The organism is Paucibacter aquatile (genome assembly GCF_002885975.1).
Classification (GTDB): Bacteria; Pseudomonadota; Gammaproteobacteria; order Burkholderiales; family Burkholderiaceae_C; genus Paucibacter_A; species Paucibacter_A aquatilis.
Window position 1 is genome coordinate 126,022 of sequence record NZ_POSP01000003.1, and the last position, 14,276, is coordinate 140,297.

Annotated in this window: 13 protein-coding genes; 8 read left to right on the forward strand and 5 right to left on the reverse strand. The window is 67.1% G+C overall.

What is annotated here, in order from left to right; all coding sequences use genetic code 11:
* Positions 1 to 8 precede the first annotated feature (8 nt).
* The 3 genes from xerD to C1O66_RS03955 all read right to left on the reverse strand — a co-directional run bounded on the left by xerD (position 9) and on the right by C1O66_RS03955 (position 2,762).
* Positions 9 to 1,022, reverse strand: coding sequence for a site-specific tyrosine recombinase XerD (xerD, locus tag C1O66_RS03945; RefSeq protein WP_102766699.1), 1,014 nt, complete (start codon positions 1,020 to 1,022; stop codon positions 9 to 11).
* On the reverse strand, positions 976 to 1,920 hold the full coding sequence (locus C1O66_RS03950) for a tripartite tricarboxylate transporter substrate binding protein BugE (RefSeq protein ID WP_102769450.1): 945 nt from the start codon (positions 1,918 to 1,920) through the stop codon (positions 976 to 978). The genes xerD and C1O66_RS03950 overlap by 47 nt, the downstream gene beginning before the upstream one ends.
* Before the next feature lie 182 nt (positions 1,921 to 2,102).
* Positions 2,103 to 2,762, reverse strand: a complete 660-nt coding sequence (locus C1O66_RS03955; RefSeq protein WP_102766700.1) for a chalcone isomerase family protein — start codon at positions 2,760 to 2,762, stop codon at positions 2,103 to 2,105.
* Positions 2,763 to 2,934: 172 nt separating this feature from the next.
* Here C1O66_RS03955 and C1O66_RS03960 point away from each other — a divergent pair, with 172 nt between their 5' ends.
* Positions 2,935 to 3,834 (forward strand): AEC family transporter, encoded by a 900-nt coding sequence (locus tag C1O66_RS03960; RefSeq protein WP_102766701.1) that lies wholly within the window; start codon positions 2,935 to 2,937, stop codon positions 3,832 to 3,834.
* On the opposite strand, the gene queG is transcribed toward C1O66_RS03960, so the two are convergent.
* Positions 3,794 to 4,891 (reverse strand): tRNA epoxyqueuosine(34) reductase QueG, encoded by a 1,098-nt coding sequence (gene queG / locus C1O66_RS03965; protein WP_207795991.1) that lies wholly within the window; start codon positions 4,889 to 4,891, stop codon positions 3,794 to 3,796. The two genes, C1O66_RS03960 and queG, sit on opposite strands and share 41 nt — an antisense overlap.
* A 72-nt stretch (positions 4,892 to 4,963) precedes the next feature.
* Between queG and tsaE the strand changes: the two genes are divergently transcribed.
* The 5 genes from tsaE (at position 4,964) to C1O66_RS03990 (ending at position 10,480) form a co-directional block, all read left to right on the forward strand.
* Positions 4,964 to 5,476 carry a tRNA (adenosine(37)-N6)-threonylcarbamoyltransferase complex ATPase subunit type 1 TsaE gene (gene tsaE, locus C1O66_RS03970; protein ID WP_223696581.1) on the forward strand — a complete coding sequence of 171 codons (513 nt, stop codon included), beginning with the start codon at positions 4,964 to 4,966 and terminating at the stop codon, positions 5,474 to 5,476.
* Positions 5,473 to 6,867, forward strand: a complete 1,395-nt coding sequence (locus tag C1O66_RS03975; RefSeq protein WP_102766702.1) for an N-acetylmuramoyl-L-alanine amidase — start codon at positions 5,473 to 5,475, stop codon at positions 6,865 to 6,867. Before tsaE ends, C1O66_RS03975 begins: the two co-directional genes overlap by 4 nt.
* 183 nt (positions 6,868 to 7,050) lie before the next feature.
* On the forward strand, positions 7,051 to 8,007 hold the full coding sequence (locus C1O66_RS24055) for a PEP-CTERM sorting domain-containing protein (protein WP_207795898.1): 957 nt from the start codon (positions 7,051 to 7,053) through the stop codon (positions 8,005 to 8,007).
* A 134-nt stretch (positions 8,008 to 8,141) separates the two neighbouring features.
* Positions 8,142 to 9,377, forward strand: a complete 1,236-nt coding sequence (locus C1O66_RS03985) for a glycosyltransferase (RefSeq protein WP_102766703.1) — start codon at positions 8,142 to 8,144, stop codon at positions 9,375 to 9,377.
* Positions 9,374 to 10,480 carry a glycosyltransferase gene (locus C1O66_RS03990; protein WP_102766704.1) on the forward strand — a complete coding sequence of 369 codons (1,107 nt, stop codon included), beginning with the start codon at positions 9,374 to 9,376 and terminating at the stop codon, positions 10,478 to 10,480. The genes C1O66_RS03985 and C1O66_RS03990 overlap by 4 nt, the downstream gene beginning before the upstream one ends.
* 2 nt (positions 10,481 to 10,482) lie before the next feature.
* On the opposite strand, the gene C1O66_RS03995 is transcribed toward C1O66_RS03990, so the two are convergent.
* Complete coding sequence (locus C1O66_RS03995; protein WP_102766705.1) at positions 10,483 to 11,121, reverse strand: DedA family protein; 639 nt, start codon at positions 11,119 to 11,121, stop codon at positions 10,483 to 10,485.
* 235 nt (positions 11,122 to 11,356) lie between these two features.
* Here C1O66_RS03995 and C1O66_RS04000 point away from each other — a divergent pair, with 235 nt between their 5' ends.
* Both C1O66_RS04000 and mutL read left to right on the forward strand, forming a co-directional pair.
* Positions 11,357 to 12,184, forward strand: a complete 828-nt coding sequence (locus C1O66_RS04000; protein WP_102766706.1) for an alpha/beta fold hydrolase — start codon at positions 11,357 to 11,359, stop codon at positions 12,182 to 12,184.
* A 27-nt stretch (positions 12,185 to 12,211) separates the two neighbouring features.
* On the forward strand, positions 12,212 to 14,236 hold the full coding sequence (gene mutL / locus C1O66_RS04005; RefSeq protein WP_102766707.1) for a DNA mismatch repair endonuclease MutL: 2,025 nt from the start codon (positions 12,212 to 12,214) through the stop codon (positions 14,234 to 14,236).
* Positions 14,237 to 14,276 lie beyond the last annotated feature (40 nt).

Here is a 14,276-nt window from a genome sequence, read left to right on the forward strand (position 1 = left end):
CCTGGCCGTCACGCGCGCGGGTGGTGTTGGGCGTGAATCAGCTTCAGGCGTTCGCGCGCCACATGGGTGTAGATCTGCGTGGTGGACAGATCGGCATGACCCAGCAACAGCTGCACCACGCGCAGATCGGCGCCATGGTTGAGCAAATGGGTGGCGAAGGCATGGCGCAAGGTGTGCGGTGAGATGGGACTCAGGATGCCTGCTTGCAGCGCGTACTTCTTGACCAAGGTCCAGAACATCTGGCGCGTCATGCCTTCGCCGCGCACGGTCACGAACAAGGCATCGCAGGCATGGCTCTTGAGCAGCAACGGCCGCGCCTCCTGCAAGTAGCGCATCAGCCAGCCATGCGCTTCTTCGCCAAAGGGCACGAGGCGCTCCTTGCTGCCCTTGCCGGTGATGCGCAACACTGCCTCGCGGAAGCCGACACGCACGCTTTTGAGCGTCACCAGCTCGGTCACGCGCAGGCCACTGGCATACATCAGCTCCAGCATGGCGCGGTCGCGCAGGCCCAGTTCGTTGCCCACATCGGGCGCTTGCAGCAAGGCCTCGACCTGGGCCTGGCTGAGCAGCTTGGGCACGCGCAGCGGGGTCTTGGCATTGGCCAGCTTGAGGGTCGGGTCTTGCCCCAGGCGCTGCTCACGCAGGGCCCAGCGGAAGTAGCGCTTGAACACACTCAGCCGCCGGTTGGAGCTGCTGGTCTTGCTGCCGGCATGGCGGGCCATGGCGTAGGCCTGCAGATCAGCTTCGCCGCAGGCGTCCAGCGAGCGATCGGCATGCCGGGCCAGCCACTGGGCCAACAGGTTCAGATCGCGCCGATACGCCTGCAGGGAGTTGCCGGCCAAGCCATCCTCCAGCCACAAGGCCTCCACAAAGGCCTCAATGCCCTGCTGGCTGGCCCGCTCGGCCGCCAGCTGCGCCGGCGAGAGCGGGCCGAGCGCCTCGGTGGGGAGCTCAGTCGCGAGCTCAGTCGCGAGCTCAGTCGAGCTTGAGCTTTTGCTTCTCGACGACCTTTTTGTAGACATCAAACTCGGCACTGATCTGGGCGGCGAACTGCTCGGGGGTATTGGCAACGATCAGGGAACCTGTGTCCTCGATGCGCTTTTTGACGTCGGGCAGCTCCAGCGTCTTCTTGACTGCATCATGCACCTTGGTTACGACGTCCTTGGGCAGATTCTTGGGACCGTGCACACCGTAGTAGGCCATGCGATTGACAGGCTCCAGGCCCATCTCTTTGAACGTGGGCACATTGGGCAGCACCGCCAAGCGACTGGGTGCGGCCACGACGATGGGGATCAAGCGGCCATCCTTGATGAAGGGCAGCGCCGAAGGCAGGTTGTCGAAAATGATGGGCACCTGGCCAGCCACGGTGTCGTTCAGGGCCGGGCCCGCGCCGCGGTACGGGATGTGCAGCACGAAAACGCCGGACAAGCTCTTGTACAGCTCCATCTGCAGATGGCCGATGCCGCCGGTGCCCGAACTGGCGTAGCTGTGTTTGCCCGGGCTCTTCTTCAGCTCGGCCACAAAACTCTTGTAGTCGCGGGCGGGAAAGCTCGGGTGCACCGCAATCACGTTCGGCGTGGCCGCCATATTGATGATGGGTGTGAAGTCGCTGATCGGGTTGTAGGGGATCTTGGGGTCGATGGCCGGGTTGGCCGCCGTGGTGGACACCGTGGCCACGCCCAGGGTGTAGCCATCGGCCACCGCCTTGGAGATTTCATTGGCCCCGATCTTGCCGCCGCCACCGGCCTTGTTCTCGACCAGCATGGTTTGACCCAGGGCCTGGTTGACCTTTTCAGCCACCACGCGGGCGATGATGTCGGTGGTGCCGCCCGGAGCGAAGGGCACGATCAGGCGCACCGGCTTGGCGCCGGGATAGGCTGCCTGGGCCTGGGCCGAACTCACCGCCCCCAGGCCCAGCATCAGGCTGCCGGCGGCCGCCACGCTGGCGCGCAGGCAGGCGCGGCGGCGGTTGATGTTCAGGCTCTGCGAGGTATTGCGCTTCGGGTGCTTCAAGGTCATGCCAAACTCCGAGGGTGAATTTCTCACCATCCTAGCCCGGCCGCCGAGCAGTCCGGCTCGCATTTCTACGTAGCCTGCGCAGATCAGCTGGTGGTTTCGCCCAGCAAGCCGGCCTTGAGGCGCTTGTCCACGGGTTTCTCGCCCAAAAACACCTTCAGGAATGCGGTGTACAGATCAGCCCCAGGCACGGCCTGACCCCATTGCTTGCCGTTCACGATCAACACCGTGCCCTGCTCGGGCAGAAAATCGATGTTGATCAGGTCGTTCTTGCGCACCTTGCCCACCGACTGCAGGTTTTGCGTGAACTGGGGCAGCCGCGTGCTCAGCGCCTCTTTCTCGGCCTCGCTGCAGTTGCGGCCCACGCCTTTGTTGACAGCCTTGACGAACTCCTCAGCGCCCACCTCCAGCAACATGCGGATCTGCACCCGCTTGGGTCCCGATGTGGCATAGACGGCCTCGGGTGAGGTGGCTTTGTGGCTCAGGTACAAACCTGCCACATAGCCGCGAAGAATCGAAACGGCGCGCTTGCCCACGCCATTGAGGACCAAGCTGCTGCCGGCCAGCTGGATCTTGTCCTCGAACTCCTGGTCCTCGTACTTGAAAGCCTGGGCCGGGCGAGCCAACGAGGCACTGCCCACGATGGCCGCACCGAGCGAAAGCAAGAAGCGGCGGCGCGCAGCGCCCGTCACAAGGGTCGAAGAAGCAATGCGGGCCGGGTGGGACGAGGGAACAACAACAGCCATGGTGCGGGCAAGAAGCCGGTAGTCGCGACAAGGCCTCAACGATACCTGTTACCGAGCGCGCCCCGAGTGGCTGGCCCGGCGCGCTGAGAGGTAGCAGGAAATGCGCCCTTCCGGCTCTGCTCAAGCCGGCGCATGCCTTCGCCCGCTCAGTCGCGCTGGCACACTGGCACCCATGCCCGACGTCTATTTGCTGCTGCCCGACTTCCTGCTGATTCTTTGCGGTTTTCTGCTCTGCCGTTACAGCGGCCTGGACCGCCCGGTCTGGGAGGCGGCCGAGCGCCTGGTTTACTACCTGCTGTTCCCGGTCCTGCTCTTCAACTCCATTTTGCGCACGCCGCTGCAGCCCGGCGCGACGGCCGATCTGGCCCTGGGCGGCGTGCTCAGCTGCCTGGCCGGCGTGCTGCTGGCCTACAGCCTGCGCGCCCTGCCCGGCGTGGATGCGCGTTTGCATGCCTCGGGCGCGCAGACGGCGTTTCGCTTCAACTCCTTCATCGCCCTGGCTCTGGCCGAACGCCTGCACGGCGCGCAGGGCGTGGCCTGGGTGGCGCTGCTGATCGCCTTGTGCGTGCCGATCTGCAATATCGCCGCCGTCTGGCCACTGGCCCGGCATGGCGGCCACGGCTATGTGCGCGAGCTGGCGCGCAACCCACTGATCCTGGCCACCCTGGCCGGCCTGACCGGCAATCTCCTCGGCCTGAAGCTGCCCGAACCGGCCGCCCTGACCCTGCACCGCATCGGCCTGGCCGCCCTGCCCCTGGGCTTGATGGCGGTGGGCGCCGGCCTGCGCTTCGGCGCCCTGCGAGATGCGCCGCGCCTGGCGGCCGCCCTGCTCGGCATCCGCCACCTGGCCTTGCCGCTGGTCGGCCTGGGCCTGGCACTGGCCCTGCAGCTGCCGGCGCCGCAGCGCGCCACCTTGCTGATGTTCACCGCCCTGCCGACCGCCTCGAGTGCCTATGTGCTGGCCGTGCGCATGGGCGGCAACGGGCCTTTTGTCGCCGGCCTGGTCACCCTGTCTACCCTGCTGGGCATGCTCAGCCTGCCGCTGTGGCTGGTGGTGCTGCGTTTTCTGTAGCGGCCACGTCGGCGTTTTGCGCCAGCGCCCAGTCCAGATGCTCGGCCAGCAACTCGCCGGCCTGGGCGCGCTGGGCCAGCAAGACCGCGCGCAGGGCTGGCCATTCGCGCTGACGCAAGGCATTGCCCGAGACCACGGCCAGATTTCGCTGCCAGCGGCCATGGCCGATGCGGCGCATGGCCGAGCCCTCGGTCTGGCGCAGGAACTGCTCCTCGCTCCAGGACCAGTAGCTCAGCAAATCTCCGCCGGCCATGGCCGGGCGGGCATCGAAATCGGCCAGCTGGGCCTTCTGGGCAAACTTGTTCCATGGACAGATCAGCTGGCAGTCGTCGCAGCCGTAGAGGCGGTTGCCGATCAAGGGCCGCAACTCGATGGGAATGGCGCCTTCATGTTCGATGGTCAGGTAAGACACACAGCGCCGCGCATCGACCCGGTAGGGTGCGACGATGGCGCCCGTCGGGCAGGCCTCCAGGCAGGCGCTGCATTGCCCGCAATGGGCCGTGACCGGCTCGCTCAGCGGTAGAGGTAGGTCGATGTAGATCTCGCCCAGAAAGAACATCGAACCCACATCGCGGTGCAGGGTCAGGGTGTGCTTGCCGCGCCAGCCGATGCCGGAGCGGGAGGCCAGCTCCACCTCCAGCACCGGCGCCGAATCGGTGAACACGCGGTAACCGAAAGGGCCCACGGCCTCGCTCAAACGCGTGGCCAGCAGCTGTAGGCGGGCGCGCAGTACCTTGTGATAGTCGCGCCCCCGGGCGTAGAGCGAGATCTGGGCGCGCTGCGGATCGGCCAGGCGCTGCCATTCCACGGCCTGCCAGTCGGCGCCGCTGTCGCGCGGCAGGTAGTCCATGCGCAAGCTCAGCACCCGCAGCGTGCCTGGCACCAGCTCCGCCGGCCGCGCGCGCTTGAGGCCATGGCTTTGCATATAGTGCATGGAGCCGTGGAAACCCGCCTCCAGCCAGGCCAGCAAACCGGCTTCGGCGCTGTGCAGATCGATATCGGCCACGCCAATCTGTGAGAATCCAAGCTCCAGCGCCCAGCGGCGCAGCGCGGCCATCAGGCCGTCGGCATCCAAGCCCGCTGTGCCCGGCTTGCTGTTTGTGTTCGACTGTTGTGGAGCCTGCGTCATTTGCGCATTCTAGAAACCCGCTCTCTGCGCTGGCCCGATGAGGCCGCCACCCAGGCCTTTGCCGAGCGCCTGGCGCGCTGCCCTTCTTTGCGTGATGCCAATCTGGAGCTGCACGGCAGCCTGGGCGCCGGCAAGACCAGTCTGGTGCGCCACCTGCTGCGAGCGCTGGGGGTGGCCGGGCGCATCAAGAGCCCCAGTTACGCCGTGCTGGAGAGTTACGACCTCGCCGACTGGGGCGGCCAGGGCTTGGTCAGCCATTTCGACTTCTACCGCTTCAGCGACCCGCGCGAGTGGGAAGACGCGGGCTTTCGCGAGATCTTCACCGCCCCCGGCCTCAAGCTCAGCGAATGGCCCGAGAAAGCCGCCGGCATGCTGCCCGATGCCGATCTGCAGGTGCACCTGAACACCGAGAACGATGACAGCCGCACCGTCGAGCTGCGCGCTGGCACGGCACGGGGTCAGGTCTTGCTGCAGGAGCTTCAGGCCCTCGAAATCCCGGGAGGCCCGGTATGAGCGCCGAGCGTCGCCGCGCCCTCCGGGCCATGGGCGGCCTGGCCCTGCTGCTGCGCCTGCCCGCGGCTGCGGCAGCACCGAGCAGCCATGGCGCCAACAGCACCATCGTCGCCGTGCGGGTCTGGCCTGCCGAGGCCTACACCCGGGTGACCTTGGAATCCGACAAAGCCTTGGCCGCCACCCATTTCATGGTGGAAGCGCCCGACCGCCTGGTCATCGATGTCGATGGCCTGGAGCTCAGCCCCAATCTGCGCGGCCTGCTGGGCAAGGTCAAGGCCGACGACCCCTTCATCGCCGGCGTTCGCGTGGGCCAGAACACGCCGCGCGTGGTGCGCATCGTGCTGGACCTGAAGCAGCCGGTGGCGCCGCAGATCTTCACCCTGGCGCCGGTGGCCGCCTACCAGCACCGGCTGGTGTTTGACCTCTACCCCAAGGTGGCCGTCGACCCCCTGCTGGCCTTGATCAAGGAAAAAGATCAGGCCGAGCGCGAGGCCGCGCAGTCGGTGCAAGACGCCTTGGGTGAGCTGATTGCCAAGCTCGACAAACCGGCGCTCAATGCACCCGGCGCCGCCAAGCCCGGCGCCAGTGCGGCGTCTGCACCTGCAGCGCAGAACACCCCGGCCCCGCAGGTCAACCTGCCCGCCCCGGCTCCGGCTGAACCCTCGCAAGCCAAGCTGGACCGGCTCATTGTCATTGCCCTCGATCCTGGCCATGGTGGCGAGGATCCTGGCGCCATTGGCCCCAGCGGCCTGCGCGAGAAGGATGTGGTGCTGGCCATTGCTCAGCAATTGCGCGAACGCCTCAACCGCAATCCGAACATGCGCGTGCTGCTGACCCGCGATGCCGATTTCTTTGTGCCGCTGCGCGAGCGGGTGCAGAAAGCACGGCGCGTGCAGGCCGATCTGTTCGTGTCCATCCACGCCGACGCGTTCTTCACGCCGCAGGCACGCGGCGCCTCGGTGTTCGCGCTCAGCGATGGTGCGGCCAGCAGCCAAGCCGCGAAATGGATGGCCAACCGCGAGAATGCGGCCGATCTGGTTGGCGGCGTCAACGCGGCGGTGAAGGATGCCAGCGTGCTCAAGGCCATGTTGGACATGAGCACCACCGCTCAGATCAAGGACAGCCTCAAGCTCGGCAGTGAGGTGCTGGGCCAGATCGGCCGGGTCGGCACCTTGCACAAGCGCCGGGTCGAGCAAGCGGGTTTTGCCGTGCTCAAGGCACCCGATGTGCCCTCCATCCTGGTCGAGACCGCCTTCATCTCCAACCCCGAGGAAGAGGCCAAGCTGCGTGACCCCGAATACCAGGCCAAGCTGGTCGAGGCCTTGGCCACCGGCATCGCACGCTATTTCGCCAAGAACCCGCCGCTGGCGCGTCATCGCGCCCTGAGTTGAGGTTTCGTCAGCCTGCGCCCATCACGCAATAGCTCGTAGAAACCCGAATGTCGGTGGACTTGCCATTGAGCGCCCATCGCAACGAAACCCTGCTGTAACTGCTGGATTTGCCACAGCTGGTCTGAAACTTGCTGCCTTGACCCGTGCCCTATTTCACATTTCGCAGCAGAAAGCATTCCTCAGATGGCACAGCAACATTTCCCAATCAAGACCGTCAGCGCCGGGGTTCTGGCGTTCCTCTCCGGCGCCGCACTGGCCGGCCCCGTGGTGGTGGGCAATCCCAACGACGGGCAAATCACGCTCGCCGCCACCTATGCCCTGCCGGGCAACGGCAGCACGCAAGACGGCATGATCGAGAGCCCGCCCAGCACCACTGCCACCGGCGCCGACTTCTACCTGGATCGCAGCCAGGCGGAAGGTTCCGTGTTCTTCCATACCTATGGAGATGCCGGTGCCACCAGCTATTTCGGCGCCCGCGTGACCGGTACGGGCAACTTCAGCGCCACCACCAGCACCCGCTACAGCCGCACCTTCACCAACACCACCGGTGTGGCCCAGCTGTTCAATTTCTCTTTCCATGTGGACAGCGGTGAAACCTCGATCAACGGCACCGGCCTGGGCTTCGCCGACCTGCTGCTGCAAGTGAGCAAGAACGGTCAGGCCATTGCCCGCGACCGCACCACCCGCAGCCAGGACATCAACGGCAACCAGAGCTGCGTCAGCGACGATCTGGGCAGCCTGGGCGGCTATATGGATTGCGCCAGCAGCTATGCCAATGACGCCAACTTCAATGTCAGCCTGGGCATGATCGGCGCCGGTGAAAGCTTCACCCTGGACTACGACATCATCGCCACGGTCAGCGGCGACCTCGCCAGCGACGGCGGTGGCGGTTACGGCGATTGCCCGACCCTGGCTGCCAAGGGCGATGGCCCAGTCGCGCTGTGGGAATGTGGTGGCGGCGGCGCCGGTTCGGCCACGGCGCGCTCGGGTGACCCCTTCAGCTGGGGCAATCCGGCCAATTTCCACATCGGCCCCACGGCCAACATCCCCGAGCCCAGCTCGCTGGCCCTGCTGGGTCTGAGCCTGGCTGGCCTCGCGGCCACCAGCCGCCGCAAGAAGGGCGGTCAAGCTCAAGACTGAGCCACCCCTGGGATCAGCCAGAGCCTTTGAGATCGAGGCTTCCTGAGGGAAGCCTCGCGCTCTTTCAAGCGCGGCGCCTCCGGGCGCCGTGTCTGTCTTCGCAAAGTTTTTTGTCGGTGTGGAGTGATCGGTCGATGGCCACTGTTGTGATTGCCTGGGAGCTGGGCGGGGACTACGGCCATCTGGCGCGCCTCCTGCCTTTGGCCCAGGCCTTGCGGTCCCAGGGCCATCGCCCGGTGTTTGTGGTCAGAGACCTGCTCGGCGCCGAAGCCCTGTTGCAACCCCATGGCTTCACGGCCTTGCAAGCACCCTTGTGGCTGGGCCGCCTGACGCAACTGCCCAGCCCCATCAGCTATGCCGAGTTGCTGATGCCAGCTGGCTTTCTCAAGCCGCAGGCCCTGACCGGCATCTGCCGGGCCTGGCGGCAGCTGTGGCAGCTGTTGAAACCCGACTTGCTGGTGCTGGACCACGCACCGACCGCCTTGCTGGCCAGCCGCGGCCTCGGCCTGCCCCGCCTGCATTTTGGCGATGGGTTCTGCATCCCGCCGGCCCGCCACCCTTTGCCTCAGTTCGCCTGGTGGCAGCCGGCCCTTGGCGCGCGTTTGGCCGATTCCGAAGCCCATGTCCTGGGCCATGCCAACCGGGTGCTGGCCGCCCTGGGTGAACCACCGCTGAAGACGCTGGCCCACTTGTTCGACGTGGAGGCGCAAGCGCTGTGCAGCTTTGAAGCGCTGGACCCCTATCCGCCCGCGCTGCGTGCGGCTGAGACCGCGCGACTGGGTCCGGTGTTCTTGCTGAACCAGGGCCGAAGCCCGGCCTGGCCCAAGGTGCCCGGCCCGCGCATCTTCGCCTATCTGAAGCCGGGCTATGCCCCCTTGGAGACGGTCTTGCAGGCCCTCCACCGCATGCCCGCCTCTTGCCTGGTGCATGTGCCCGGCGTGGCCCGCAAAACCCTGGACCAGCACAGCCATGGAACGGTGCACATCAGTGCCGAGCCGCTGGCCATGGCTGAGGTCAGCGCGCAGTGCGATCTGGCCTTGTGCCACGGCGGCGCCGGCACCACGGCCTTGATGTTGCTGGCCGGCAAACCGCTGGCCCTGCTGCCCATGCAAACCGAGCAATGGATGAGCGCCCACCGCCTGCAGACCCAAGGCCTTGCCGCCGGTCTGTTGATCGACGAGGTCGGGCGACTGCCTCAGCTCTTGCAGCATGTCTTGACGGAGCCGCGTTACCGGCTGGCCGCGCAAGCTTTTGCCGAAGCTCACCGCAGCTACCGTCAGGAGGACACCGTCGCCACCGTCCTGGCTCAGTGCCAGGCCCTGCTGGCCGCACAGGCCACCCGCCCTTCTTGCGGCGAAGGCCTCCCATGAAGCCCCGCGTGCTCATGGTGACGCGCATCCCTTTCTGGCGCATGGGTGCCGGCGAACGCACCCGGGTTCTGGCCATGGTGTGGCTGCTGGGAGCCCATTGCCAGCTCAGCCTGCTCTACCTGGGCTCGCTGAGCGCGCAAGAGCGACAGCTCCTGGCACGTCTGCGCGTGCAGGCCGAGCTCCATGACGTGGATGCTGCGGCGCCTGGCCTGCAGGGCGAAGCCGCCGAACGGGCGCGATTCCAGCAGATCTGCGCCAGCCAGCGCTTCGATGCCTGCATCTTCCAACGTCTCAGCGTGCATGGTTTGCGTGATCTGCTGCCGCAAGGCGTGGCCGCCGTCTTGGATACCCATGACCTGGAGAGTCAGGCCGCCGCCTCACGCCGGGCGCAGGGCGTCGCGGCGCACACCCGCTTGAGCTGGGAGCAGGAGCTGGCGCTTTTCAGCCGCTACCAGCGCGTGTTGTTGATTCAATCGGAGGACCATGCGCGGGTACAAGCAGCCCTGGGTGAGCGCGCCTTGCTGGCGCCGCACCCGGTGCAGTTCGCGGCCTTGCCGATGCAGGCGAAGCGCCGCCACCTGGGGCTGATCGGCAGCGACTGGTCGGCCAATCTGCATGGCATGGACTGGTTCGCCGACCAAGTCTGGCCCCATCTGGGCACCCGGGTGGCTGGCATCGAACTCCACCTCTTCGGCTGGCTGAGCGAGCGTTGGCGGCCGGAGTTCACCGGCTTCCATCGCCACGGCTTTGTGGCCGACTTCAAGCAGGCCTGGGGTGGCATCGACGTCGCCATCAACCCGGTGCGCTGGGGTGCCGGGCTCAAGATCAAAAGCGTGGAAGCCCTGGGCCATGGTCTGCCCCTGGTCAGCACGCTGGAGGGCGCGCGCGGCCTGCCCGAGGACGGCGGCCAGGCCCTGGTCCGCTGCGACGATCCGCTCATGTTCGCCGAGGCCTGCGCACGTTTGCTTGAAGACAGCGGGGCCCGCGCCGCCATGGGCATGGCCGCCCATGCCTATGCCCGACAGCACTTTTCGCCCCAGGTGTGTTTCGAGCCCTTGCTGCGCTGGCTGCAACAGCGAGCACAGCAAGGGCGAGCTGCCTGAAATCAGGCCTGCTGCTTGGCCCGCAATCCGCCGACGATGGCCAACAGACCTGGGATCAGGATCATGGCCCAGATGATCTTGGAGAAATTGGCCTGCACCCAGGCGAGGTTGCCAAAGGCATAGCCCAGTAAGGTGATGCCCAGCACCCAGATCAGGGCACCGATGATGTTGTAGGCGCTGAACTTGGCGCGGCTCATGGCCGCCACGCCGGCCACAAAGGGCGCAAAGGTGCGCACAAAAGGCATGAAGCGCGCCAGCACGATGGTGATGCCGCCGTGGCGCTCGTAGAACGCATGGGCCGCATCGAAGGCGCGCCGGTTGAAAAAGCGCGACTGCTCCCACTGAAACACCTTGGGCCCGAAGTAGCGACCGATCATGTAGTTGCACTGGTCGCCCAGAATGGCCGCCACCAGCATCACCACCAGGACCAGGGGCAGGCTGATCAGGCCAGCACCGCACAAGGCCCCGACAACAAACAGCAGCGAGTCGCCAGGAAGAAAAGGCATCACGACAACGCCGGTCTCCACGAACAGGATCACAAACAGCAGCGCATAGACCCAGGCGCCATAGCTGGCCACGAAGGCGGCAATGTGTTTGTCCACATGGACGATGAAGTCGATCAAGAAGGTGAGCAGTTCCATGGCGGCGCATTATGGGGCCGCCATGTGGCGCGCTCATGGCGCGCTCATGGCGTTCACATGGTGCACTGAACGCGCGCAGGGGGCAGGTGGTGAGGCAGTGGTCTTCCAACCCCAGGGCCTGCGTGCTCGGCCCACCGGCGCTCGCGCCAGGCGCACAAGCGGCATCACAGCAAGCCTCAGAACGCCGCAGCTCGGCCAGAATGCCCATCCGTCCCTTGATCGTCACGAGCCTGCCATGACTACTTCCGTCACTTTTCAGGTACCAGGTGCCCGACTGCCCGCACACCTGCAGCGCCACCCAAGCTCCGAGTTGCCGCCGCTGGTGTTCTTGCATGCAGGTGTCTGCGATCACCGGCTCTGGCTGGCCCAGCTCGAGACCTTTGCCGCCGAGCGCACGGTGCTGGCCTATGACCGGCGCGGCTACGGCGGCGTGGAGATCGAACAGGCGGCGCCGTTCTCTCACCTGGCCGATCTGTGGGCCGTGATGGACGCCGCGGGCTTGTCTCGCGCCGTGCTGGTGGGCTGCTCCTTGGGCGGGCGCCTGGCGCTGGAGGCGGCGCTCGATCGCCCCGAGCGCGTGGCCGGTCTTTTTTTGGTGGCGCCGGCGGTCAATGGCGTCCCGGCACCGGAACTCGACGCGCAGGAACAGGCCATGGACGCGGCAGCCGATGCCGCCTACGAAGCCGGCGATCTCGCTGCCGCCAACGAAGCCCTGGCCGCCCTCTGGCTGGATGGCCCGAGCAGCCCGGCCGGTCGCGTCAGCGGCGCGGCACGCGCGCTCTTCCTCGACATGGACGATCGCATGCTGCGCGCCACGCCGCCGGGCACAGCCCTCGAAGCCGAACCCAGCTGGCCGCGGCTGGAGCAGATCAGCGCCCCGACCGAGCTGCTCTGGGGCGATCTGGATCTGGGCTACTTCTTCCCACGCTGCGAGGCCATGGTGGCACGCATCCCGGGTGCTCGCGGCACGGTCATGCCGGGCGTGGCCCACCTGCCCTCGCTGGAGGCGCCCGAGGCTTTCAACACGGCTTTGGCGGCCTTTCTGGCCGGCCTGCCCGGCTGAGGCACGGGGCCTTCTTACAATAGCGGCATGGATGTTTCCACCCCCGAGTCTTCTCCCTCCTCTGCTGCGCCCGCCCCCGACAGCCCCGCTCCGGCGGCCCCTCGCCGCGCCATCCGCGAGCTCCCCGATGAACTGATCAGCCAGATCGCCGCCGGCGAGGTGGTGGAGCGGCCGGCCTCGGTTGTTCGCGAGCTGGTGGACAACGCCCTGGACGCAGGCGCCAGCCAGATCCAGGTCAAGCTGATGGCGGGCGGCGTGCGCGCCATCGTGGTGGAGGACGATGGTCTGGGCATCCCCGCCGAAGAGCTGCCCCTGGCGCTCAAGCGCCACGCCACCAGCAAGATCCGCTCGCTGGAGGAGCTGGAATCGGTCGCCACCATGGGCTTCCGCGGCGAGGCTCTGGCCGCCATTTCCTCGGTGGCCGAGATGTCGGTGGCCAGCCGCTTTGCCGGTGCCGCCCATGCCCACCGTCTGGATGCGCGCTCGGGCGAGCTGGTGCCCGCTGCCCGCTCGCGCGGCACCAGCGTCGAGGTGCGCGAGCTGTTCTTCAGCACCCCGGCCCGCCGCAAATTCCTGAAAACCGACGCCACCGAGCTGGCCCATTGCTTGGAATCGGTGCGCCGCCACGCCCTGGCCCGGCCCGATGTCGGCTTCACCGTCTGGCACGAAGGCAAGCTGGTCGAGCAATGGCGCGCCGGCAGCTCGGAAGCGCGCCTGGCCGATGTGCTCGGTGACGAATTCATGGCCGAGAGCCGGCCGGTCTATGCCGAGAACGGCCCGCTGCGCATCTACGGCCGCGCCGGCCTGCCCGAGGCGGCGCGCAGCCGCGCCGACATGCAGTACGTCTACGTCAACGGCCGCTATGTGCGCGACAAGCTGATCGCCCACGGCATCCGCTCCGCCTACGAGGACGTGCTGCACGGCCACCGCCAGCCCTGCTATGTGCTCTTCATCGAGATCGCCCCGGACCGGGTCGATGTCAATGTGCACCCGACCAAGATCGAGGTCCGCTTCCGCGACGGCCGCGAGGTGCACCAGCGCGTGCGCTATGCCGTGCAGGACGCGCTGGCCACCTCGCGTTCAGCGGAAGTCGCGTCACCAGCGGCTGGCGACGCCGAGCCGCCGACCGTTCGCACCGCGCCGGGCAGCACCCCCGCCTGGTTCCAGCCTGCTCAACACGCCGCAAGCCAGCAGGCCGCTGAGGCCAGCCCGCCGCTCTACGCGGGCACGCCCAGCTGGCGCAGCAACAAGCAGGCCTCGCTGGGCCTGGCCGAGGTGGCCACGCTCTACGGCCAGACGGCACCGGCCTTCAGCTACAGCACGGCCAGCCATGCCAATGCCAATGCCAACGCCAATGCCAACGCCAATGCCAACGCTGATGCCGAGCCCGCAAGACCTGACCCCGCACCCGTGGGGCCCAACGCCGACGCCCTGGCTGTTCGCAGCGGCACGCCCCTGCCCGAGCACGACTGGCCCCTGGGCCGGGCGATTGCCCAGATCCAGGGCGTTTATGTGCTGGCCGAGAACGCCCAGGGCCTGGTCATCGTCGACATGCATGCGGCCCACGAGCGCGTAGTCTACGAGCGGCTCAAGGCCAGCCTGGGTGCGGCGGCGATTGAATCGCAGCCGCTCCTGATCCCCGTCACCTTCGCCGCCACGGCCCAGGAGATCGCCACGGCCGAGGCGCACGCCGAGGCCCTGCAGCGCCTGGGCCTCGATGTGGCGCCGCTCTCGGCCAAGATGCTGGCGGTGCGCGCGCGCCCGGCGGCCCTGGCCGGCGGTGATGTGGTCGAGCTGGCCCGAGGCGTGCTGGCCGAGCTGGCGCAGTTCGATGCCAGCCATGCCATCGAGCGCGCCCAGCACGAAATCCTGGCCACCATGGCCTGCCACGGCGCGGTTCGGGCCAACCGCCAGCTCAGTCTGGACGAAATGAATGCCTTGTTGCGCGATATGGAGCGCACCGAACGCGCCGATCAATGCAATCATGGGCGACCGACCTGGCGCCAGCTCAGCATGCGTGAGCTGGACGCGCTCTTCCTGCGCGGGCGCTGAGCCCCCTCGCTGGCGCCCAGTGCGCGCGAGGGCTCGCTTT